This is a genomic window from ANME-2 cluster archaeon (assembly GCA_019429385.1).
Taxonomy (GTDB): domain Archaea; phylum Halobacteriota; class Methanosarcinia; order Methanosarcinales; family Methanocomedenaceae; genus Methanocomedens_B.
The window spans coordinates 1-20,427 of record JAHYIS010000011.1; the positions used below are offsets into that span (position 1 = coordinate 1).

Genomic DNA, 20,427 nt, shown 5'->3' on the forward strand with positions numbered 1-20,427 from the left:
AGCGACTGAAACAAAGCTGAAACTTGTTGCTCATGATATCAGAAGAATTGGCTACATTGAGATTTTAGATGGCAGAAGACCTCATTGGCAAAGGAAAGGGGGTTAGGGGAATATTGTCCCAAGGCCGAAAAAAACGAAACCTATATATACAGAAAGTATTATAATGATGATTATCATAATGCTTATGGTGATGAGCATGATGTCATCGAGTTTGAAAAATATGGTGAATAATATGAAAATAGTGCACGTACAATCGGTTCTACCCGAAGAAGATATCATTGCACTTAAATTAAAAACAGGCGAATCTTCCACCAAAGATGCCATATCAAAGGCAGTATACTACTACCTCGACTGTGATAATTTAGATACAAATCAATAAATAGGTGATCGCAATGAACGCTACAATCAGATGCATGGCTGCTGCTCCAAAAGAGATTATCGGCAGATACGATATGGAATCCATGATGCAGCTTGCTTTCAGTATCAGCAAGAACGGGAATCTAAGCCTGTGTTTCGGGGATTCTATACAGACAGATGAACCTATAGAGCACGAAAAAATGACCGAGACCGCCTATCCTAACAGTGGTGAGGTATTCTATGGTAAACAAGGTCTCTGGCTTTCTATGTTTACAAGACACATGGATAACGCTTCCATGGTTGAGATTGAAATGGATGAGTAATCCATTCATTAGACTCATTTTTTATATTGACAGCGTAAAAGTAGTATGTCTGCAAACATCATGTTCTGTATACTCCATTTGTGCTGACATGATCGAAAGTGTTACAATTATACCCTCAGGCAGAATGGTTGCACTGGGTTATTACAAAACACCCTGAACCATGAAGTAGAGCATGGAATTCAAAGGTTATCTGCACCCAATGCAACCCTGCAGGATATGATAAAGAGGTAATTCAGCGATTTATTTTCGAAAATTCGCAATATATCGCACTACTGCGTCAGATACTTCTTTTGTAGATGCATGGCCGCCAAGATCAGCGGTCTTAATCCCCATCTCAAGTACATGGTCTACTGCTTGCTGTACCAGTCCGGCTTTTTCATATTCCCCCGCCCATTCAAGCATCATTCTTGCACTTAATATGGCTGCCATCGGATTGGCAATACCCTTACCTGCAATATCGGGTGCAGAACCGTGTACAGGTTCAAAAAGCGCATACTTTTCCCCGATGTTGGCACTGGGACAAAGACCGAGACTGCCGACCAGCGCTGCTGACAGGTCGCTCAGGATGTCCCCGAAAAGATTTGTTGTAACCAGTACATCATACTTGTGCGGGAAGAGGATGAGGTTGTACGCCATGGCATCGACCAATCCTTCATTAAATGTTATATCATGCTCCTGTGCCACTTTGATACATACCCCGCGGAAAAAACTGCACGACTTCAACACATTGGCCTTGTGGACAATGGTCAGCCTGTTCTTACGTTCTTTTGCAAGGTTACATGCGATCCGTGCGATACGTTCACTGCCTTTCCGGGTAATGGTACGGATGCTAGTGGCCTGGTCTTCACCAATTTCCTCCTTCCCGCCGTAGAGTCCTTCGGTGTTCTCACGTACAATGATGAAATCAAAAGGTTCCCTTGCCATGTACGGAGTATCCACTGGAATGTTCAGTGACCGGAACGGCCTGACATTGGCATACAGGTCAAGTTCACGCCTGATGCGCAGCAAGACGCTCTGGTAATTGGGGTCACTGGGTGTGGTGATGGCGCCAAAGAGGATGCAGTCACAATCCCGCATCACATCCAGGTCACTGTCATCCATTGCCCGGCCGGTACGTTCCCATTTACCGTATCCCACTTCCACGGAGACCGTTTCAAAATCAAGTCCCACCGCCTTCAGTACCGCCACTGCAGGAGGTATCACTTCATGACCGACACCGTCCCCTTCAATCACTGCCACTTTCATCGGGCTCACCATGTAATCTCCTGACCAGCAGTCGTATGGCATCAACAATATCATATTCTGATGCTCCCCAGTGAACCACCACACCATCGTGTCCATTGATATTGATAAGTCCTGTATTCCTTGTCTGGCAGCACCGGGTGATGAATGGCTTTGAAGGTTTGACAAGTTCGGCCTTCAGCGGACACATATTGACCTGTTTGTACGTATATTCCGGGAACCTGAGTTCAAAAATCTCCCGGGAAATATCGCAGCCCACAAGTATTGAACCGTCTTCAATGTCATCATTCGTGTCAAGATATTTACCGTTGAGTTCAGATGCATTACAGGGGAACACCACATTCTCCCCTTCGAACTGGCGCAGGTCGATGAGTGTCTTCTCAAAGGTGATATTCAATTCACCCAGGATACCACTTTCCACCAGTCGCTGGATAGCAAAGGACAGCCAGGGAGGTTCGGGCGGGATGACATCGATTATTTCGATTCGCATGACATCGCACATGCTGGGTTTATGCACAAAGGTCAGGTGTTTATCCCTTCCCTTGAAGATCACCGTGTTTACCGGACCTTTGCATTCCTCAAGTGCGAGCAATATCAATTTCGTCCTGTTATGGGCGTCATGTTCTGTCTTGTGTACTACTACTTGAGCTCCCTGTGCAATAACTTCAAAGGATGTGGGTTTTGTAAGCAGGGTCTTTGTGGGTTCACTTTCCACTTTTAAAATCTTTATGTTGCCATCGGGCACATAAGCGATCACGTATTTTGTTGCAAAATAGATTGGAGCTTCGCCCAACTGTTTTTTAGTAGGGTCTTCGTGGGTTATACCCACCATCTTGTAATCATCTGGAAATATCATCATCCGGTTTATTCAGCCTCACTTTGATGCCTGTTTTTTCCTGTGGGCCACGAGACCTCCGTCCAGCAGCATTTCCTGCAGGAAGCCGGGTAGTTTTGTACCTTCGTAAACCCTGTCACCACACTGTACCCGACCCTGCTGAAGGTCGACCGTGCATATTTCGCCTTCCTGACATCCGACATCGGCTTCGATGATGGGGAGACCCACATTGATCGCATTGCGGAAGAATATTCGTGCAAATGACCTTGCAACCACACAGGATATACCGGCATGTTTCAGTGCCAGGGGTGCCTGCTCACGTGATGACCCGCACCCGAAATTCTCACCTGCAACAATAACATCACCGGGTTTAACCTTTTTTGAAAAGTCAGGGTCAATGCCTTCCATTGCATGCTCGGCAAAGACCCGCATATCAGTGGTTCTCAGGTACTTGCCGGGAATTATCACATCAGTATCGATGTCGTCTCCGTATTTCCAGACTCTCCCTGAGATGGTCATATTCATTGGATCACTTTTGCGGATAGTTATAGTTACAGGACTATATACTTTTTTAATCAGGTATATGTCATTCTCCTGTAATCTGCACTACCAGTTCCCTGGACCGCGGCCTGGTATCCAGATCAATAAAAATTATCTGCTGCCAGGTGCCCAGTGTTAACTGGCCGTTCATAAAAGGTACGACCAGACTGGGTCCCAGCATTGATGCCCTTATATGGGAATGACCGTTGCCGTCACCCCATTTGAGATTGTGGTCATACTCCAGCTTCCGGGGTGCGAGCCTTTCCAGTGCAGACTTCATATCAGCTACCAGGCCCGGTTCGTATTCCATAGTGGTCACCGAACCAGTGGCTCCCGGAACGAAGACCAGCACCGAACCAGTCTTCAACCGGGAACTGCTGACTTTCTCTTTCACCTGATGGGTGATGTCAATAATATCCGAATGGCCCTTAGAGTTAATAGTGATGTCTTCGTTTATTATCTTCACAGGATTGCCTCTGGTCTGTACAATAATAGTCTTTATATTTTCAATTATATAACTATTGAGATAACACTGGTTTTCAAAAGGACATAACCAGAGAACCAGGGAGGTTACACCTTATCATTCGGACTCTTATAATAGATGGATACGTGGATGAACCGGCATGTTTAGGGGTCCCTCCGTATATTTCGCCTTATCCGAGGTACATTGCTGGTGCCATGGCTGAACAGGGGATATCCCCTGACCACATCCATTACCTGAACATAGACCAGGTACGACAGGGACTGGGGCAGGATATCCTGGGAAAAGCAGGGTTCATCGTCATTATCGCAGGCATGACCGTGCCTGGCAAGTACCTGCGTGGCACACCTATCAATCCTGGTGAGATTGGCGATATCGCCCGTGTGGCCGGGGATACACCTGTGGTACTGGGCGGTCCCATCAGGCTGGGATACGGCAGCCAGGGCGGTATGAAGGCAACAGCAATGGACATGCGGGGTATTATTCCTGCCAAGGGGGATATTGAAGCGTTTGTTTACGATATACTGTCATCCCCTGCCGGATTGCAGGACCCGGGAACAGTAGTTCACCGGATGCGTTCGATCGGCGAAATAGCACACTGGGGTGCCAGGGGAGCCTTCATAATCCGGCAGCATCCGGACTACCCGCATGTGATGTGCGAACTTGAGACATACCGCGGATGCGCCCGCCTGAGTCACTGTTCCTTTTGCACAGAGCCCTTTTATGGTGATGCGGATTTCAGGGAGATTCGGGATGTGGTTGCCGAAGTTGAAGCACTGTACAGCAACGGAGCCAGGTATTTCAGGATTGGGCGACAGCCAGACCTGTTCAGTTACCTGGCCAAAGATACCGGTGGAGATATGCCGGTGCCCAGCCCCGAGGCTTTGGAGCAATTATACAGGGGGATTCGCAGTGCTGCGCCCGGCCTCCATGTGCTTCACATGGACAATGCCAATCCTGCAACCATTGCTACGCATCCTGTTGAATCAGAGGATATTGCGCGGATAATTGTTAAATATCATACACCAGGGGATGTGGCTGCCATGGGTATGGAATCCGCAGACCCCCGGGTGATCAGGGCCAACTGCCTGAAAGCCATGCCTGATGATGTGCTGGAGGCCGTGAGGCTGATAAACCGTGTCGGTGGTCAGCGTGGGGATAACGGGCTGCCTGAATTGCTGCCTGGCCTGAATTTCATCCACGGGCTCAAAGGTGAGTCAGAGGAGACGTTCCATCACAATTTCCAGTTCCTGAAGGGTTTGCTGGATGGCAACCTTATGGTCAGGAGGATAAATATCAGGCAGGTCATGGCATTCCCGGGCACCCCGATATGGCAGGAAGATACCGCATACCGGTATCACAGGCAGTTTCTACAATTCAAGGACAGGGTGCGCAGGGAGATTGACCTGCCAATGCTTGAGCGCCTGGTGCCTGTGGGTACGGTGCTAAAGGATGTGATGTGTGAAGTACCTGGCAATATTACGTTTGGCAGGCAGCTGGCATCATACCCGCTGCTGGTTGGCATTCCTGCCGAGCTGCCGCCGGGGAGATTCATTGATGTCACGGTCACGGGACACGGGCACCGTTCCATTACCGGAATACCCTATCCCCTGGATATTAATCATGCGGCCCCCAGGCTCATAGGTGAACTGCCTGGAGTGGGAAAGAAACGTGCCCGCAGTATTCTCCAGGGACGGCCCTACCGTGATAAGGATGACCTGCTCGGTAAGCTGGACAATATGGAGAATATTTTACCTTATATTGTCTTAGAAAAAGAATAGAATATGAATATAATATGAATATAAATTGAGCAGAACACAGTTTTATTGCTTGATAGCACTGACAAGTTCATGTATCTTGGATTGTACGTCACTGACCTGCTCGACAATTGTACCGGTGACTATCATATCGGCGCCTGCTGTTACCAGTCTGGCTGCGGTCTCGCCGGTACGGATGCCTCCGCCCACGATGACCATTGTCTCATCGCCTACAGACTGCTTTACAGCACCCACCATGGCCGCAGGGACCGGACTATCGGCACCGGAACCGGCTTCCAGGTAGATGTAATGCATACCCAGGTATTTGCCTGCCAGGGCATAGGCCACGGCAATCGCAGGTTTTTTCTGGGGTATCAGTTTGGCATCCCCGACCCAGCCGACAGTACCGCCGGGTTCGATGATGATATAGGCCATTGAAATAGGTTCAATGCCATATTTTTTCACCATTGGTGCGCCCATTGCCTGGTTGGTTGTGATATAGTTGACATCCCGGGAGTTGAGGAGGCTCATGAAAAATACGGCGTCTGCATGGGCACTGACCCCTCCTGCGCTGGCAGGGAACAATATTGTGGGCAGGTCGGTCTGCTCCTTGATGGCTTTTATGGTCCTGTCAAGAATGCTGCCTCCGGCCCCGGTTGAACCGCCCACCATGATGGCGTCAGTCCCGCCTTCTGCGGCCCGGGCAGCCATGCTACCCGCAGTTTCAGGGGACTGGCTGTCCGGGTCGATAAGGGTGAGGTGTACTGCGCCCTGTGTCTTCACGATATTGTTCAGACGCTCTTCTACACTCATGTCAGGATCAGCTGCTTCTGCTTTCCTTGGATTTCATACGAAGTTGCTTGGATTTGCATTTCCTGCATCGTGTTGCTTTAATTGGGTTTCGTGCATTGCAGTTCATGCATATCTTGGTGTGCAGGATATGTGCTTCAGCTTCAGGGAATCTTGCCATTGATAATTACTCCGGATTACTATGAAAATGTTGATTTGATAGAGCCATACTAAGGTGATACTGGCTTTTAATGGTTTCGCCTATAACGACCCGGTTATACTACAATACTGTCAATATTATAACGATACTTTGAAATAAATTAATGTTTATCTTAGCACCCAGTGCGCGGGGATAGCCAAGCCAGGCCAAAGGCGCAGGACTTAAGATCCTGTTACGTAGGTATTCGCGGGTTCGAATCCCGTTCCCCGCACTACTCTGGCCAGTAGTAGTGATGGTAATCCTTATATCCCGACTTTTTTCCTTCTGGCTCCCATCATTAATCGGCTTTCCTGCAGCAGCTTATCTACAAAGATAAGGGGATAAAGTCCGAAGAATTTGGAAAAATCACTAGATTATGGGATAGTACCGGATTTATTTTTTGAATATATTAATAGAAATATTCTCATAAATGAAATTGGATTTTCACTGAAACTTGGTCTATTACAGTCATTCTTCTCCAACTATTTTATTATTTTAATGACCAGTAACACTTATAAGGAGAATTCAATATATATAATGATGAGGAAAAAAAAGTTTTTTTCTATGAGGAGGAAAGTCATGACAAATAAGATATCGACCAAATTGGTATTTCTCGTACTGGTGATATCCCTGCTTGTTCCATCGGCAGCTGTTGCAGAGGGATATGTTATTGGGGATCAGAAGATGCCAGTAGAAAGAAGTGAAGGTCAGGAAGATGCTACTTATGTAGGTGCTGAAGAATGTAAGGTGTGTCATTCAGACAAATACAATGATTGGGTCACGACCGGACACAATTACAAATTGAGTACACCTGATGAGATTCTGGCTGTGCGGCCAGACCTGCCCATGCCTGAAGGATATTCAAAAGAAGACATTCTTTATGTGATAGGTGGCTGGGGCTGGAAAGCACGATTTATTGGAACTGATGGCTATATCATTACCAAGACCGGCGAGAACCGGGATATCGACGGCAAGAACCAGTATAATATTGCTACAGGAGAATGGGTGGACTATAATGCTGGTAAGGAAAAGAAATATGATTGTACCAAATGCCACAACACCGGGTCTTCCTATGAATCGGACCAGGACAACCTGCCCGGCATGGTGGGTTCCTGGGAGTTTCGGGGCATCCAGTGCGAAGCATGCCATGGCCCGGGCAGTGAACATGTCGCCCGGCGTGGCGGAAAGGGTGTCGCAATAGTAGTGAACAGGGAAGCTTCAATGTGCGGCCAGTGCCACAGGCGGGGTGCAGATGATGATAAGATACCTGCAAAAGGGAAATTTGTCCAGCATCATGAACAATACCTTGATTTCCTGTCATCAGGCAAGATGTCTGCCCTGAATTGTGTAGATTGTCACGATCCACATCAACCGGTCCATGTAGGTGCAACTAATACTGAAGCAGGTAAAGGTATTATATCAACCTGTGAGGAATGTCACCAAACTGAAGAAGCTGGATACAACGGTACGGTGATGCAGCTTGAAGGTGTGGAATGTATCGATTGCCACATGCCACGAGCAGCATTATCAGCCGCACCTGCATCTGAATATGTCGGCGATGTTCGGTCACATCTATTCAGGATAAATATCTCGGCAGATGCTGAGTACATATATACAGACCCTGCAGATAATATGCAATATGCTAATCCTGCACTCACCGTGGAATATGTCTGCCTGCCATGCCATGAGGAAATGGATAAAGCATGGGCAGCAGAGCATGCTCCAGAGGCCATGACCTTGATGCCGGAAGCGAAAACTCCCATGGAAGATGCGACCAAACCATCGCCTGGGTTTGGGATACTGGTAACGTCAACGGTCCTGGTGGCAATATATCTATTGAAAAGAAGGTAACCCTGGTTACCTTTCTTCTTTTTTATTCGATCAGATCACCTGATAATTATATTAACGTTAAAACCGTTTATTGGTCAATTCCTTACAACTTGAAGGAGCCGTTATATTGACAGAAACTAAGAAAAAGGAAAACACAATTGCAGACCTACTTCCTTTCGTTGTTATGGGAGTGTTCCTGCTCCTGGTCCAGTTGATCTCGATCATGCTTGCCCAGCCCATGATCTCAGAGGGTATGCAGTTCACAGACGACCCGGAGAATGTATGGTATTCGGTCTATTACATCGCTCTTATACTGGGATTCACCCTTGTCATTCTCATTGCTATTAAGAAAAATATCAAATGGTTGATCCATGGATTCATCCTCTTCGCAATAGCTTCAACTCTTTACTATGTATTTTTTGCAATTACCGCAGGCTTCATGGATGAATCTACCAGCTTCTGGCTCACGCTTGCATTGTCGCTTCTGCTCACTGCACTGCTTTACATTTTCCCTGAATGGTATGTCATCGATATCATCGGTATCCTCATAGGTGCAGGAGTGACAGCCATATTCGGAATATCTTTTGCCGTGGTACCAACACTGGTACTGCTGGTACTGCTTGCAATATATGATGCAATATCGGTCTACCAGACCAAACATATGCTCGCTCTGGCCGAAGGCGTGATGGATATGAAGGTGCCCATCCTGTTCGTAATACCCAGGCATCTGAACTTCTCTTTCCGTCAATACAAATATGATAAAGAAGGTGAACGCGAGGCATTCTTTATGGGCCTGGGAGACGCGGTTATGCCCACCATACTGATGGTATCAGCTAACGTTTTCATTACCCAGGCAGATTACGTAAAACTGCTTATTTTCGAGCTACCTGGGATAGGCACAATAAATTCACCGGCCCTTGGTGCGGCTGTAGGTACCATTGTGGGCTTTGCGGCTCTGATGGCTCTAGTGGCAAAAGGAAAACCGCAGGCGGGATTGCCTTTCCTGAACACTGGGGCTATACTGGGATATGTAGCAGGTTGCCTGTGGAGCAGCATACCAATAATCCCCTTATAATCGAAGGATATTTCATACATAGAATAGCTTAAAAATATCATTCTATAAAATAACCTGAAGAACGAGGTTGCATCCTGATGCCAATAGGCGTATATACCTGCCACTGCGGCAGCAACATTGCGGGCCACCTGAATGTGGAATCAGTACGTGAATTTGCCAGTACCCTGCCTGACGTTGTCGTATCAAAAGATATTACCTTTGCATGCGGGGACCAGGGACAGGATGAGATCAAAAAGGATATTCAGGAAATGGATCTGGACCGAATCGTGGTGGCTGCATGCTCCCCCAGGCTGCACGAAGTGACCTTCAGACGGGCGGCAAAGGCAGCCGGACTGAATCCCTATCTGGTCGAGATCGTGAATATAAGGGAGCAATGCAGCTGGGTACACAGGGATTCTTATCATTACACCACCCAGAAGGCCAAGGACCTGGTGGCTATGGGTGTAGCAAGGGCGAGACTGCTCAGTCCCCTCATGCTCGAGACTGTTCCGGCCATCAGGGACGTGCTGGTCATAGGTGGCGGAGTCACCGGTGTCCAGGCAGCACTCAACATGGCAGATAGCGGAATAAAGGTACATCTGGTCGAGCGCGAGCCTATGCTGGGAGGCTGGATGGCATGGCTCAACGAGGTGTTCCCTACCAACGACTGTTCCATGTGCGTGCTGGCTCCCAGGCTTACCGAGGTCATCGACCACCCCAATATAACCGTACATACCTATTCTGAGATAAAAGATATTACAGGACATATCGGGAATTTCCATATTAAAGTGAGACACAAACCCAGGTACGTTGATGAATTAAAGTGCAAGGGGTGTATCGAACTGTGTGCTACCGTGTGCCCCATAGAAGTGCCACAGGAAATTGATGGTGGGTTGAGCCTGCGTAAGGCCATCTACCTGCCTCATGCCCAGGCTGTGCCCCTTGTGGCCGTGGTCGACCCTGAACACTGCGTGGGGTGTAAATTGTGCGAGAAGGCATGCGAACCCGAGGCAGTGGATTTTGACCAGAAGGAAGAAGGTGTTGAGTTCAGTGTGGGTGCCATTATCGTGGCCACCGGACACCGTCCCTTTGATGCATCGCGCAAACCGGAATATGGTTATGGCACGATCCGCAACGTCATTACCAGCATGGAACTTGAGCAGATGCTGAATGCTTCGGGCCCTACCAGCGGGATGGTTGTCCGTCCTTCGGATGGACAAAAGGCGAAAAGGGTGGCATTTATTCAATGCGTGGGCAGCAGGGATGAGACTGTGGGCAACCCGTATTGTTCCAGGGTGTGCTGCATGGTTGCTATAAAGAACGCCGGGCTTATCAGGGAAAGGAATCCTGAAACAACGGTCAGTGTACATTATATCGACATCAGGGCCGGCGGCGAGAACTATGAGGAGTACTATATCAGGAACCAGGAAAAAGGTGTGGAATTCATCAGGGGGAGGTTGGCGTCAGTGAAAGAGGTTGATGGTGAAGCTGTCATCACCTATGAAGATACCATGACCGGGGAGATTGTGGACCAGACTGTGGACCTGGTAGTGCTCTCAGTAGGCCTTGAGCCAAATCCCTATTCCGGTGAAATTGTCAATACCCTGAACCTGAGCCAGCGGCCTGATAGGTTCATCCAGGTAGCCCATCCCAAGATGCGCCCGGTAGACACCCATACCAGGGGCGTGTTCGTAGCAGGCTGTGCTTCCGGTCCCAAGGAGATACAGGTGTCCATTGCACAGGGAATTGCCGCATCAGCCAGGGCCATAAGTATATTAAGCAGTGGCAGTATCCCGAAAGATGTGATGGGGGTTGAGGTCATTGATGACCTTTGTACAGGATGCCGGCTCTGTGAGGAGGTCTGCCCTTATGACAGGATAACGGTAGTGAACGGCAAAGCTGTGGTGGACGAACTGACCTGCAGCGGATGCGGTGCCTGCGCTGCTGCCTGTCCCGGTGGTGCCCTGCAGCCCAGGCATTTCACTGACGGCCAGATACTGGCACAGGTACAAGCAGCCACTCATGACATAAAAGAAACTCCGCTCATTATCGCTTTTTTATGCCACTGGTGCAGTTATGCTGCAGCTGACCTGGCTGGTTCGCTGGGTGCGGGCTATCCAACCAATGTCAGGAACATCCGTGTGATGTGTGCGGGCAGGGTGAACCCGTCATTCGTACTGAAGGCTTTGAAAGGCGGTGCGGATGGTGTGCTTGTGGCAGGGTGCCGGTTCGGTGAATGCCATTACCTGACCGGGAATCGTAAGGCTCAGCAACGGGTGGATATCCTGAAAAGTATGCTGGCTGATAGGGGGATCGACCCCAGGCGCGTGAGAACTGCGTGGGTGGCTGCCAGTGAAGGCGGGAAGTTTGCGCAGGAGGTCCGTGATTTTGTGGATGAACTGGTTGGGATAGGTGCTATCGGAAGTGAACTTGATGCATCTGATACAGATATCAACACGGGTGAATAAGAATACTGAAGATGGAAGACCCAGCAAGACTTAAACCGCTATCATTTACCAAAGTATTTATCAGGTCCATTACCAATAAGAAATTGTTTTGTTATGTCTGAGAAATTCTTTACCACAGTTTTACACATGCTCAGGGACCGCCAGTTGTCCATCAGTGGAGTCTCACGCGAACTCAAGTCCAGCGGGTATGACCAGCACAGGCTTATCATCACAGGATACCTGAGGGCACTGTACGACGCAGGTTATCTTGAAGAACTGGATATCCCGCCTTCAAAGGTATATACCTACAATCACAAAAGGCAGGAGAAAGACTTATACCTGATGCTGGAAGACCGCCTGAAGGAGGTGGATTCTGATATCAGATTCCCCGTGGCTGTTCATATATTGACCACCCTGTTCAACCGTCCCTGTTTCAGGTATGAATTGAACCTGCTTGAGATAACTCCAAAAGATAGTCCTTATGTGAGAGAATCCAATGACGGACGGCTCAGGGAATACAGGGAGGATATTACCCGGTTCGATATACCTGCCAGTGATAAAGCCTATGAGATGAAGGGTGCGGATGTAAATATCATTGCAAAAAGTGGTGAGGTCATTTTTGGCATTTTAAAGGACAAGGTGAACATGACAGGATTGAGGTCAAGATACCATGCCACACGGATATCTGATTATTAAATACAGCTATGCTGGCAAGGAGTGATTTCACATGGCAGTAATTTCACTGCTCTCTGATTTCGGGGACCTGTACCCGGCCCAGATGAAAGCCGTCATTTTACGTATCAATCCAACTGCTGTGCTTGTAGATATCTCACACCAGATACCTGCCCAGGACATCAGTGCCGGAGCCTTTGCCCTGATGATATCGGCACCGCATTTCCCTGAAGGTACGGTGCACCTTGCTGTGGTTGACCCTGGCGTAGGCACATCCAGGCGCCCTATAGCAGTACAGGCCGGGGCACATTTTTTTGTAGGGCCTGACAATGGTCTGCTGATTCCAGCGGCTTGCGGGGCAGGACAGGATCTTACGGTACGTGAGATCACCAACCCGGATCTTTTGCTTGAACCTTCATCCACGTTCCACGGACGGGATATATTTGCCCCGGTTGCAGCTCACCTGTCATCAGGAATGGCAGTGGCAGACGTAGGTGATACGATACAGAATTTTGTGGAAATGGATTTTTGTGGCTCTGGGGTAATGGATGGGAAAGTGCGGGGGCAAATCGTGTATGTGGATGGTTTTGGTAATGCCATTACAAATATCCCGGGCAAAGTTATGTTCGAGTGGTTTAAATACGGTGATGTACTGGATATTTATGGTGTGAACATGCTTTTTGTCAAAACATACGGTAGCGTGAAAAAAGGTATGCCTCTTCTTGTTGTTGGTAGCCACGGTTATCTGGAGATATCGGTAAATTCAGGTAGTGCCGTCAAATTGTTTGGATTGGAGCTAGGGAGCCATTTTGATTTGGTCCCTCCTGGTTCATTCTTTTTGTGAAGTAAATGTGAACTGATAAAATACTATATCAGGTATATTTACGTATTATTAGCTCATATAGAGATTATATATAATATCAAGCTCTAAATTATGGACAATATTCTATAATAGTTATATTTCATACAATTATTGGTAAAATAAGCTTATATACAGGGTAGATATGGTAAAATCAAAATGTTAACATTTATGGTAGTTAATGGAATTAATATTCTATAATAAAATTATATAGCAGTGGGATGAATTAGGCAATGCTTCGAAAAAATGTATCAATTAGTAATAACCATTTAAAAATAATAGACCCCATTTTAAAAAAAAATAATGGCAATCTATCAGCTACTATACGTGATATTATTGATTTCACCGGTTTTATCGTTAAAAAATTTGGAAGTATTGAGAATGCGAAAGAAGAGCTTTCAAAAGAAAATCATTCACACGATTACTATGTTGACAGTATATATGGCATTACTATGCCCCTTTCTATGTTCAGGTGGCTTCTTGAATCCAGGGATAAATCGAACCTTCCGATAATAGAGGAAGTTACCCAGCTCTTTATGCCAGAATCTGGTGGTGCTACAGATCTCGAAAGTGTGATTAAAGATATTAATGATAAAAATTCGTTGCTAAAATGGCCTTTGTACATAAAAACCCACATTGAGGGCGAGAAATATATAATTTTGATAAGCGGTTCTGACACCCTGATAAATAAGTTCGGAGCCATGTTATTATCCATGTATCTTGCTAATCTGGATGAACCATTAAAGTTAACGAATGTCCTCAAACTGCCATCTTCCATTCAGCTGCAGTTTATTACCAGTAAAAAAAGCGATGCTAAGGAAGCCTTTGAACGTTTTTATGGGAAAATGGCCGACCTGCCTGTTAAAAGCTGATTCAATTCGGGATCGTTACTACTAACAAATATATAATAGTTAAACAATAAGAATTTTCCTTGCTATAGTATTTCCTGAAAATACGAAGGTTGAACAATGAATGTGATAATTTCCAGTTTATTTGTATCTTTCAGCAGGCACAAGCGATTTATTCTCACGTTATTTTTCCTTCTTGTAATAATTCCGGTTTTCAGCCTGAACTATAAAGATATCCGTTTCAGGGACGACAACCTTGTTATCATTAACCAGTTGGAAGGACACCATGGTCTGATGGAGATGTATGTCCACATATATAGTAGTGTATTCCTGTTTATTGCCTGTATTATTTCGATCCTGGTCCTGTACGAACAATTTAAGGATTCTTCTTTTACCTGGAGGCCTATGATGGCCGGGATATTTGTAACAGGAATGATAGGTCTTAGTGACGGGATTGACCATTTGTTCGCGGTATATGTTTCAAGTGGTTTTATTGCCCTGGCCGGGCACAATTTTTTTCATTTCATACATGAGTTCGGTGGCCCTATTGCAATCTTCTTTTTTTTCCGGGGAACGAAAGAATATTCGATGCAATTCAGGGAAGGTGGCAAGCCCATGTCAAAAACCAGGATAATCACTTTATTATCGGTACTTCCATTACTGGCTTTACTTGCAACCGTATCCTCAATTGACATACTTGATGTAGACATCGCCAATACTACCGGTTTTATAGTTACTGTGGCAACATTGATACTCGCCGGCCTTACCATAAGAGAATCATACCGGCAGTGGGAAGTACAAAGTTTTTTAATGGGCTATATTTCTCTGCTTGCGGTTTCTGTGTCATTGCTCTTTGTCACTATCCTTGTAAGTATGAATTCTTATGTGTTGGAAAATGCTTATTTGTACGCTTTATCGTATTCATTAAAAGACATTTTTCATGTCGTAACAGCTGCTTTGATAATTCTGTTCACCGTTTCAATGCATATCATGTTGAGCGACAATTGAGCATGATGAGCAAGTACGTTGGTTCCTGCTTATTGGTTTTAGAATACAGCTGGTAGATTTTCGGATTTGATCGAATTATGGACGTTATTACTCATATCTTGTGAATATCGTGTGAAATTTATTGAGCAAAATTTTGGATTAAAAACGTTATTGCTGTACAGATATTAAACAAAATGAGAATATATGGCATTATATCAATAATTAATTTATGATATATCAAATATTTACCCCTAATTTAATTTAATGTTAAAATATCAAATATATTATTTTTGGATGGTGTGAACAGTACCGAAAGATATATAATGGTTTAGCATGATGTATTATTTACTAACAAATTAAGACTAATAAATTAAAACTAATTGATAAAGGTGAAAACCATGAATGAAATAAGTACCTACGATGGAATGCATGTGAGAAATCCCAGGAATAATGCCGTAGAGTACAATGTTCCTGAAGGATTTATGAGAATATTGGTATATCTACTGTCTTTCGTTCTTCCTTTTGGAATGGTGACAGGTATTTACTATTCGATCAGGCCGGATTATCAGAGTAAAGTATTTGGAAAAAATTGTTTCATGCTTTCAATCACTCCATTGCTCGCCACAATCATCGTTCTGGTGATTGCATTACTGTCAATGGCTGTGATTTTCGCACTAAAATACTAAATATGCATTTATGAGGTGAGGAGGCACTACCCTTGCCCGCCTTCTCATCTTCATAATACCTATATAATAAACACTACTTTTCGAACAACAACTGATATATTCCAATAATAAGTCCATGTTATTATTGGGAAAATAGTAAATAAAAAAAGTATCAGTTGAATGAAGAAAGTATTCCGAATATTTTCAATGTGATGTATATTGCAAGAACGAGTATGATAGCCACAATAATTTTGAAGTTTGGAGTATTTTCAATTAAGCCTTTCAAATCATTTCACCACTTAAGTAAATTAATCTTTTTAACGTAATGATTTAATAACCTGTTCCTACTTATAGGTTTCTTTTTTGTTGTGAACTATTGTGAAACAGGGTTTATTGAGAAGAGTTGTAGATCCAACATAATCTATTGCCTATTTTCAATAGCAGGTAAGCCATATTTCATCAAAACATTTAATATATTTATTATTAGTACATTTTATAGTATTGTCAATATTAGCTTCGACCGATTCTTATTTATAGTATTTAATCTTATAGTGTGAAACTGGTGATATAATGAAACTTATCTACACACTTTCATTAACTTTAGTACTATTGACAGTATTGTCAGCACCGAGCAGTGCTTACCAATCCTATGCGGATGAGGTTCCAGGAGACTTGAATGGAAATTGTTTAATTTGTCATGCTGATGCCAACGGAGGCGGTGATCTAAATTCATATGGGATAGATTACAGCGCATATCAATCTTTTGAGGATATAGCGAGCCTTGATTCTGACAAAGATGGCTATACAAATCAGGAAGAACTGGACGAAATGACACTGCCGGGAGATGATACTTCATTCCCTGAGCCAGATGAGCCTGAAGGTTCACCAGGATTTGGCTTCATAGGGATGTCAATTGGGATCCTGGGAGCATTACTCCTGATAAATGGCCGGGAAAGAAGATAGTCCCGGCTTTACCTTTTTTAGTTGCATGCATATATCCTCAAATATGTAAGGATTTATCTGCTCCTTTTTTTCTACTACCAACTTATTGGTTACATTCTACTCTTATCGACGATTGTACCCTTACACATCCATTTTCATCTATTGTTTCAAACCGCCCATTTTTCCCAACATTATTTCATACCCTTTTTCACACCCTTTTTCACACCATAGGAACATACCAGATAAAGAAGGTAATTCATGAAAATTCTCATTCCTTAGAATGTACTGTCGAAATTAATAATTAATGATGGGGTACAATACAGAAAGCAGATAATCGATAACTATCAACGTTGAAAAGAGACCTATCAGGTGAAAATCCACTTCAAAGCAAACATCAACATTAGAGTATACAACTCAATGTCGGATAATACTAAAAAGAAGAAAAGAATCAAGATGTAAGGGCACTGTTATGCCCTGTACACCTTGACTATCATTTCATTTGCCAGGGCATTACCTGAAACGGGGTCAGCAGCAGTGTTATAGAACTGGTAATCATTGGTTCCGTTACCGTTTGCCACTTCACCCATGTTCCAGTGTCCAAACCCGTGCTGCATACCTACCACTTCAGGATGTATCCGGTCAGTGAGAAGCGCAGTACCTTTATCCTTGACATTTTTTGTCTCGATCCATACTGGATCCCCGGTCCTGATGTTCAACCTTTCTGCAGTCTCAGGGTGAATTGCCAGGTAGTTGGAATGTTTCAATTCATCCAGCCAGATATTGTTCTGGGTTCTGACACCGGTATGAGATACTTCTTTCCAGTTTATCAGGTATAACGGATATTCATAGTCAGGTTTAATGTCTGCAGCCTTATACTCGGGTATGGGAGGGATAGGGTCACCATTGGCGTCTTTTGTATTTCCTAATGTACCGGAATACAGTTCGAACTTACGGGTTGGGGTTTCAAAACCTGCATGATATCTGTCCCATATCATGACACCTATTGGTTTTCCATCTTTGTCATGAACAACACCATTCTCGTCCACATCTGATGAGCCTGAAAGACGGATTATTTTGTCATACTTCTTGAATTTCGTACCTTCAGGATCGGTCCACGTGGCACCAGGCAGTTCCTTCAATTCCTCAAGAGTAATACCGGGGGCACCATTCTCAAGTTCTCTGCTAAGGTATTCCTCATAAACCAGATTATTAAAGAATAGGTTACCGTCTGTCTCACGTAATCCCAGGCGCCTGCCCAGCTCTATGATGAATTCGTATTCTACCGGCTGTCCGAACCGGGGTTCAATAACAGGCTGGCGCAGGCTTACCGACGGCCAGGTGGTCCAGTTATTGACCAGGTCATACCGTTCCAGGTAATGAGTACCGGGCAATACGAGGTCAGCCAGTTCGGCAGTTTCTGACATGTGTGTGTCCACAACAGCCAGGAATTCAAGACTCTTCATGGCTTCTATGACATTTTCGGTCCCTGGAACTGACATCACCAGGTTCTGGTGCATAACAACACCGACCTTTGGTTGATATGGTCCGGTCCCTTTTTGCATAGTGTTCAATGTCTCAACTATGACCCCGGATTCATGAGCAAATGGATATTTGTCAGTACCGCCATCCAGCCTGGAATACTTTGATGGTGTGTACTTTACTTCCTGATGTACATTTCCACTCATATCAGGCAGCACAAGACCTCCCCGCACATCGAACTGACCGAGCAGACCGGTCAGGGCGACAATGGCCCTCATGGTCTGGAAACCATTCGAATGCTGGGTTACGCCAGACCATGCATCGATAATTACCGGCCTGGTATTACCCAGTTCCCGTCCCAGCCTCTCAATAGTACCTGCCGGAATACCGGTAATCGATTCGGCCCATTCCGGGCTCTTATTCCTGACATAGTCAGCATACTCATCAAAACCAACAGTCCAGTGGTCTATGAAATCGTTATCATATAATCCCAGTTTAATGATGACATGACCCAATGCAAGGGCAAGTGCACCGTCCGTGCCTGGTTTTATGGGGACCCATTCATGGGCTTTTGAAGCAGTAAAACTGTGGTACGGGTCTACAACCACCATCTGGGCCCCGTGCTGGATTCCGCGGATCATGGTTTGGGGCACATATCCCCATTTAACTGCAGAGAGAGGATTTGTACCAAACAGCAGAATGAACTTAGTATCCACGTTGTCTGTCAGTGGCCGCTGGTGCCCGACCATAGATTTGAATGCCGCCCTCCGGACTGCATCATACAGGTTCGACTGGTTATGGTAATTGGGAGTGCCATACAGGTTACAGAAATCCTGTTGTATATGAACAAAATTGTCATCATCACTGAACCATACCAGTTTATGGGCTTCACCGTTTTCCTTGAGTTCGGAAAGCTTCGTACTGATAAGTTCATAAGCTTCGGTCCATGTTATTTCTTTCCAGCCAGGGTCGATACCTTTCCCTTTTACAGGATTGGTGCGTTTCATGGGTTTGGAAAGCCTGTCATGATCATACAGGTCCATAATGCTGGCGTTACCTCTGGGACATAATGCTGCTCCTTCATTTTTATGTTCTTCAAAATCTTCAGACACATTAGATACGCCCATAGGGTTATGGAGATTCGGTACTACTTTGAGGACCACTTTTTCATTCTCCACGGTCATGACATCGGCCAGTACTCCGGTCTGTCCGCCGCACATATTACAGACTGTAGGTATCCATTTGTGCGGCTGTTTCCGGGCAGGGGCGCCAGCTATCTTGTGACAGTCGATACACTCGCTACCCGCCATGGCAGGATCTAACAATGCACTACCAGCAACAACTGCTCCGCCTGTTGCTGCGGTAAGTTTCAGGAATCCACGACGTGTGATGTCTTTGGAAGTCACGTCCTTGAACTGTTTCATCTCTTATCCTCCTCTACACGTCCCATGATACTGGAATCTGCGTCAATGTAAAATACCTTTGGTTCGGTTCCCAGTCCCGGTTTGATGAGCTGGGTAGGATAAAGGTGTATCAATTTCGATACTTCACTGTTCGGGTCGTTCATATCCCCGAATACCCTTGCTTTGGTCATACAGGAAAGCACGCATGCAGGCAGTGCACCATTATCCACTCTGTGAGCACAGAAAGAACACTTATCTGCTGTATCTTTATATTCTGTATGTTTTGGGTCATGGTTGGTGAAAGGTCCTTCATTCATGAACCTGGCATTATAAGGACAGGCTGCAATACAGGCCTTGCATCCCATGCAACGATTGAAATCAATAAGCGTCACACCGTCTTCACGTATAAACGATGCCCTGACCGGGCACACAAGAACACAGGGTGGACGGTCACAGTGATTGCATAACCTGGGCAGGTTAAAGGTCTTGACATTTGGATACGTCCCTTTCTCGATCTTCTTAACCCATGACCTGTAATGCTTCAGAGGTACTTCATTTTCCTGCTTACATGCAATGGAACAGGCATGACATCCTATACATTTACGGAGGTCTATGACCATAGCGTATTTTTTTTCCGGGTCTCCGTGTCTGAATTCCGGTCTTGGGTATTTAGGACCCCAATTTTCATTTATCCTGTCAAGTTTTTTCTTTCCCATTT

At 45.4% G+C, this 20,427-nt stretch carries 20 protein-coding genes and 1 tRNA gene; 13 read left to right on the plus strand and 8 right to left on the minus strand.

What is annotated here, in order from left to right; genetic code table 11:
• Window positions 1-232: 232 nt before the first annotated feature.
• Together K0A89_05485 and K0A89_05490 are read left to right on the plus strand one after the other, a co-directional pair.
• Complete coding sequence (locus K0A89_05485; GenBank protein ID MBW6517936.1) at window positions 233-379, plus strand: DUF5371 domain-containing protein; 147 nt, start codon at window positions 233-235, stop codon at window positions 377-379.
• A 13-nt stretch (window positions 380-392) separates the two neighbouring features.
• Window positions 393-680, plus strand: a complete 288-nt coding sequence (locus K0A89_05490) for a hypothetical protein (GenBank protein MBW6517937.1) — start codon at window positions 393-395, stop codon at window positions 678-680.
• A gap of 240 nt (window positions 681-920) precedes the next feature.
• Here K0A89_05490 and K0A89_05495 read toward each other — a convergent pair whose 3' ends face one another.
• From K0A89_05495 to K0A89_05510, 4 genes are all read right to left on the minus strand, one after another.
• Window positions 921-1,925 (minus strand): NAD-dependent isocitrate dehydrogenase, encoded by a 1,005-nt coding sequence (locus K0A89_05495; GenBank protein MBW6517938.1) that lies wholly within the window; start codon window positions 1,923-1,925, stop codon window positions 921-923.
• A complete protein-coding gene (locus tag K0A89_05500) occupies window positions 1,906-2,778 on the minus strand; it encodes a hypothetical protein (GenBank protein MBW6517939.1) in 873 nt (290 codons plus the stop codon). Before K0A89_05500 ends, K0A89_05495 begins: the two co-directional genes overlap by 20 nt.
• 18 nt (window positions 2,779-2,796) lie before the next feature.
• On the minus strand, window positions 2,797-3,282 hold the full coding sequence (locus K0A89_05505; protein ID MBW6517940.1) for a 3-isopropylmalate dehydratase small subunit: 486 nt from the start codon (window positions 3,280-3,282) through the stop codon (window positions 2,797-2,799).
• Between the two features lie 61 nt (window positions 3,283-3,343).
• Window positions 3,344-3,811: a secondary thiamine-phosphate synthase enzyme YjbQ gene (locus K0A89_05510; protein MBW6517941.1), complete on the minus strand. Its 468-nt coding sequence runs from the start codon at window positions 3,809-3,811 to the stop codon at window positions 3,344-3,346.
• Window positions 3,812-3,879: 68 nt separating this feature from the next.
• On the opposite strand from K0A89_05510, the gene K0A89_05515 reads away from it, so the two are divergent.
• The gene (locus K0A89_05515) at window positions 3,880-5,559 is read left to right on the plus strand and encodes a radical SAM protein (protein MBW6517942.1); all 1,680 of its coding nucleotides are present in this window, start codon (window positions 3,880-3,882) and stop codon (window positions 5,557-5,559) included.
• Between the two features lie 42 nt (window positions 5,560-5,601).
• On the opposite strand, the gene K0A89_05520 is transcribed toward K0A89_05515, so the two are convergent.
• Together K0A89_05520 and K0A89_05525 are read right to left on the minus strand one after the other, a co-directional pair.
• The gene (locus tag K0A89_05520) at window positions 5,602-6,348 is read right to left on the minus strand and encodes a geranylgeranylglyceryl/heptaprenylglyceryl phosphate synthase (GenBank protein ID MBW6517943.1); all 747 of its coding nucleotides are present in this window, start codon (window positions 6,346-6,348) and stop codon (window positions 5,602-5,604) included.
• A gap of 7 nt (window positions 6,349-6,355) precedes the next feature.
• Window positions 6,356-6,505, minus strand: coding sequence for a 50S ribosomal protein L40e (locus K0A89_05525; GenBank protein MBW6517944.1), 150 nt, complete (start codon window positions 6,503-6,505; stop codon window positions 6,356-6,358).
• 165 nt (window positions 6,506-6,670) lie between these two features.
• Here K0A89_05525 and K0A89_05530 point away from each other — a divergent pair.
• The 10 genes from K0A89_05530 to K0A89_05575 all read left to right on the plus strand — a co-directional run bounded on the left by K0A89_05530 (window position 6,671) and on the right by K0A89_05575 (window position 16,848).
• Window positions 6,671-6,755 (plus strand) — tRNA-Leu (locus K0A89_05530).
• 347 nt (window positions 6,756-7,102) lie between these two features.
• Window positions 7,103-8,374, plus strand: a complete 1,272-nt coding sequence (locus tag K0A89_05535) for a NapC/NirT family cytochrome c (GenBank protein MBW6517945.1) — start codon at window positions 7,103-7,105, stop codon at window positions 8,372-8,374.
• Window positions 8,375-8,537: 163 nt separating this feature from the next.
• Window positions 8,538-9,428 (plus strand): hypothetical protein, encoded by an 891-nt coding sequence (locus K0A89_05540; GenBank protein ID MBW6517946.1) that lies wholly within the window; start codon window positions 8,538-8,540, stop codon window positions 9,426-9,428.
• Window positions 9,429-9,505: 77 nt separating this feature from the next.
• A complete protein-coding gene (locus tag K0A89_05545; protein ID MBW6517947.1) occupies window positions 9,506-11,875 on the plus strand; it encodes a hydrogenase iron-sulfur subunit in 2,370 nt (789 codons plus the stop codon).
• A 93-nt stretch (window positions 11,876-11,968) separates the two neighbouring features.
• Window positions 11,969-12,550 (plus strand): hypothetical protein, encoded by a 582-nt coding sequence (locus K0A89_05550; GenBank protein ID MBW6517948.1) that lies wholly within the window; start codon window positions 11,969-11,971, stop codon window positions 12,548-12,550.
• 31 nt (window positions 12,551-12,581) lie between these two features.
• Complete coding sequence (locus tag K0A89_05555) at window positions 12,582-13,370, plus strand: S-adenosyl-l-methionine hydroxide adenosyltransferase family protein (protein ID MBW6517949.1); 789 nt, start codon at window positions 12,582-12,584, stop codon at window positions 13,368-13,370.
• A gap of 248 nt (window positions 13,371-13,618) precedes the next feature.
• Window positions 13,619-14,257: a hypothetical protein gene (locus K0A89_05560; GenBank protein MBW6517950.1), complete on the plus strand. Its 639-nt coding sequence runs from the start codon at window positions 13,619-13,621 to the stop codon at window positions 14,255-14,257.
• A gap of 96 nt (window positions 14,258-14,353) precedes the next feature.
• On the plus strand, window positions 14,354-15,241 hold the full coding sequence (locus K0A89_05565) for a hypothetical protein (protein ID MBW6517951.1): 888 nt from the start codon (window positions 14,354-14,356) through the stop codon (window positions 15,239-15,241).
• A 377-nt stretch (window positions 15,242-15,618) separates the two neighbouring features.
• Window positions 15,619-15,906, plus strand: a complete 288-nt coding sequence (locus tag K0A89_05570) for a hypothetical protein (GenBank protein ID MBW6517952.1) — start codon at window positions 15,619-15,621, stop codon at window positions 15,904-15,906.
• 549 nt (window positions 15,907-16,455) lie between these two features.
• A complete protein-coding gene (locus K0A89_05575) occupies window positions 16,456-16,848 on the plus strand; it encodes a hypothetical protein (protein MBW6517953.1) in 393 nt (130 codons plus the stop codon).
• Between the two features lie 446 nt (window positions 16,849-17,294).
• On the opposite strand, the gene K0A89_05580 is transcribed toward K0A89_05575, so the two are convergent.
• Together K0A89_05580 and K0A89_05585 are read right to left on the minus strand one after the other, a co-directional pair.
• Window positions 17,295-19,730, minus strand: a complete 2,436-nt coding sequence (locus K0A89_05580) for a molybdopterin-dependent oxidoreductase (GenBank protein MBW6517954.1) — start codon at window positions 19,728-19,730, stop codon at window positions 17,295-17,297.
• On the minus strand, window positions 19,727-20,425 hold the full coding sequence (locus K0A89_05585) for a 4Fe-4S dicluster domain-containing protein (GenBank protein MBW6517955.1): 699 nt from the start codon (window positions 20,423-20,425) through the stop codon (window positions 19,727-19,729). Before K0A89_05585 ends, K0A89_05580 begins: the two co-directional genes overlap by 4 nt.
• Window positions 20,426-20,427: the final 2 nt, after the last annotated feature.

Bases quoted from the DNA above. Each gene is read 5' to 3' on its own strand.
- K0A89_05485 (MBW6517936.1), top strand. From the start codon at position 233: ATGAAAATAGTGCACGTACAATCGGTTCTACCCGAAGAAGATATCATT.
- K0A89_05490 (MBW6517937.1), top strand. From the start codon at position 393: ATGAACGCTACAATCAGATGCATGGCTGCTGCTCCAAAAGAGATTATC.
- K0A89_05495 (MBW6517938.1), bottom strand. From the start codon at position 1,925: ATGAAAGTGGCAGTGATTGAAGGGGACGGTGTCGGTCATGAAGTGATA.
- K0A89_05500 (MBW6517939.1), bottom strand. From the start codon at position 2,778: ATGATATTTCCAGATGATTACAAGATGGTGGGTATAACCCACGAAGAC.
- K0A89_05505 (MBW6517940.1), bottom strand. From the start codon at position 3,282: ATGAATATGACCATCTCAGGGAGAGTCTGGAAATACGGAGACGACATC.
- K0A89_05520 (MBW6517943.1), bottom strand. From the start codon at position 6,348: ATGAGTGTAGAAGAGCGTCTGAACAATATCGTGAAGACACAGGGCGCA.
- K0A89_05525 (MBW6517944.1), bottom strand. From the start codon at position 6,505: ATGGCAAGATTCCCTGAAGCTGAAGCACATATCCTGCACACCAAGATA.
- K0A89_05535 (MBW6517945.1), top strand. From the start codon at position 7,103: ATGACAAATAAGATATCGACCAAATTGGTATTTCTCGTACTGGTGATA.
- K0A89_05540 (MBW6517946.1), top strand. From the start codon at position 8,538: ATGGGAGTGTTCCTGCTCCTGGTCCAGTTGATCTCGATCATGCTTGCC.
- K0A89_05545 (MBW6517947.1), top strand. From the start codon at position 9,506: ATGCCAATAGGCGTATATACCTGCCACTGCGGCAGCAACATTGCGGGC.
- K0A89_05550 (MBW6517948.1), top strand. From the start codon at position 11,969: ATGTCTGAGAAATTCTTTACCACAGTTTTACACATGCTCAGGGACCGC.
- K0A89_05555 (MBW6517949.1), top strand. From the start codon at position 12,582: ATGGCAGTAATTTCACTGCTCTCTGATTTCGGGGACCTGTACCCGGCC.
- K0A89_05560 (MBW6517950.1), top strand. From the start codon at position 13,619: ATGCTTCGAAAAAATGTATCAATTAGTAATAACCATTTAAAAATAATA.
- K0A89_05565 (MBW6517951.1), top strand. From the start codon at position 14,354: ATGAATGTGATAATTTCCAGTTTATTTGTATCTTTCAGCAGGCACAAG.
- K0A89_05570 (MBW6517952.1), top strand. From the start codon at position 15,619: ATGAATGAAATAAGTACCTACGATGGAATGCATGTGAGAAATCCCAGG.
- K0A89_05575 (MBW6517953.1), top strand. From the start codon at position 16,456: ATGAAACTTATCTACACACTTTCATTAACTTTAGTACTATTGACAGTA.
- K0A89_05580 (MBW6517954.1), bottom strand. From the start codon at position 19,730: ATGAAACAGTTCAAGGACGTGACTTCCAAAGACATCACACGTCGTGGA.
- K0A89_05585 (MBW6517955.1), bottom strand. From the start codon at position 20,425: ATGGGAAAGAAAAAACTTGACAGGATAAATGAAAATTGGGGTCCTAAA.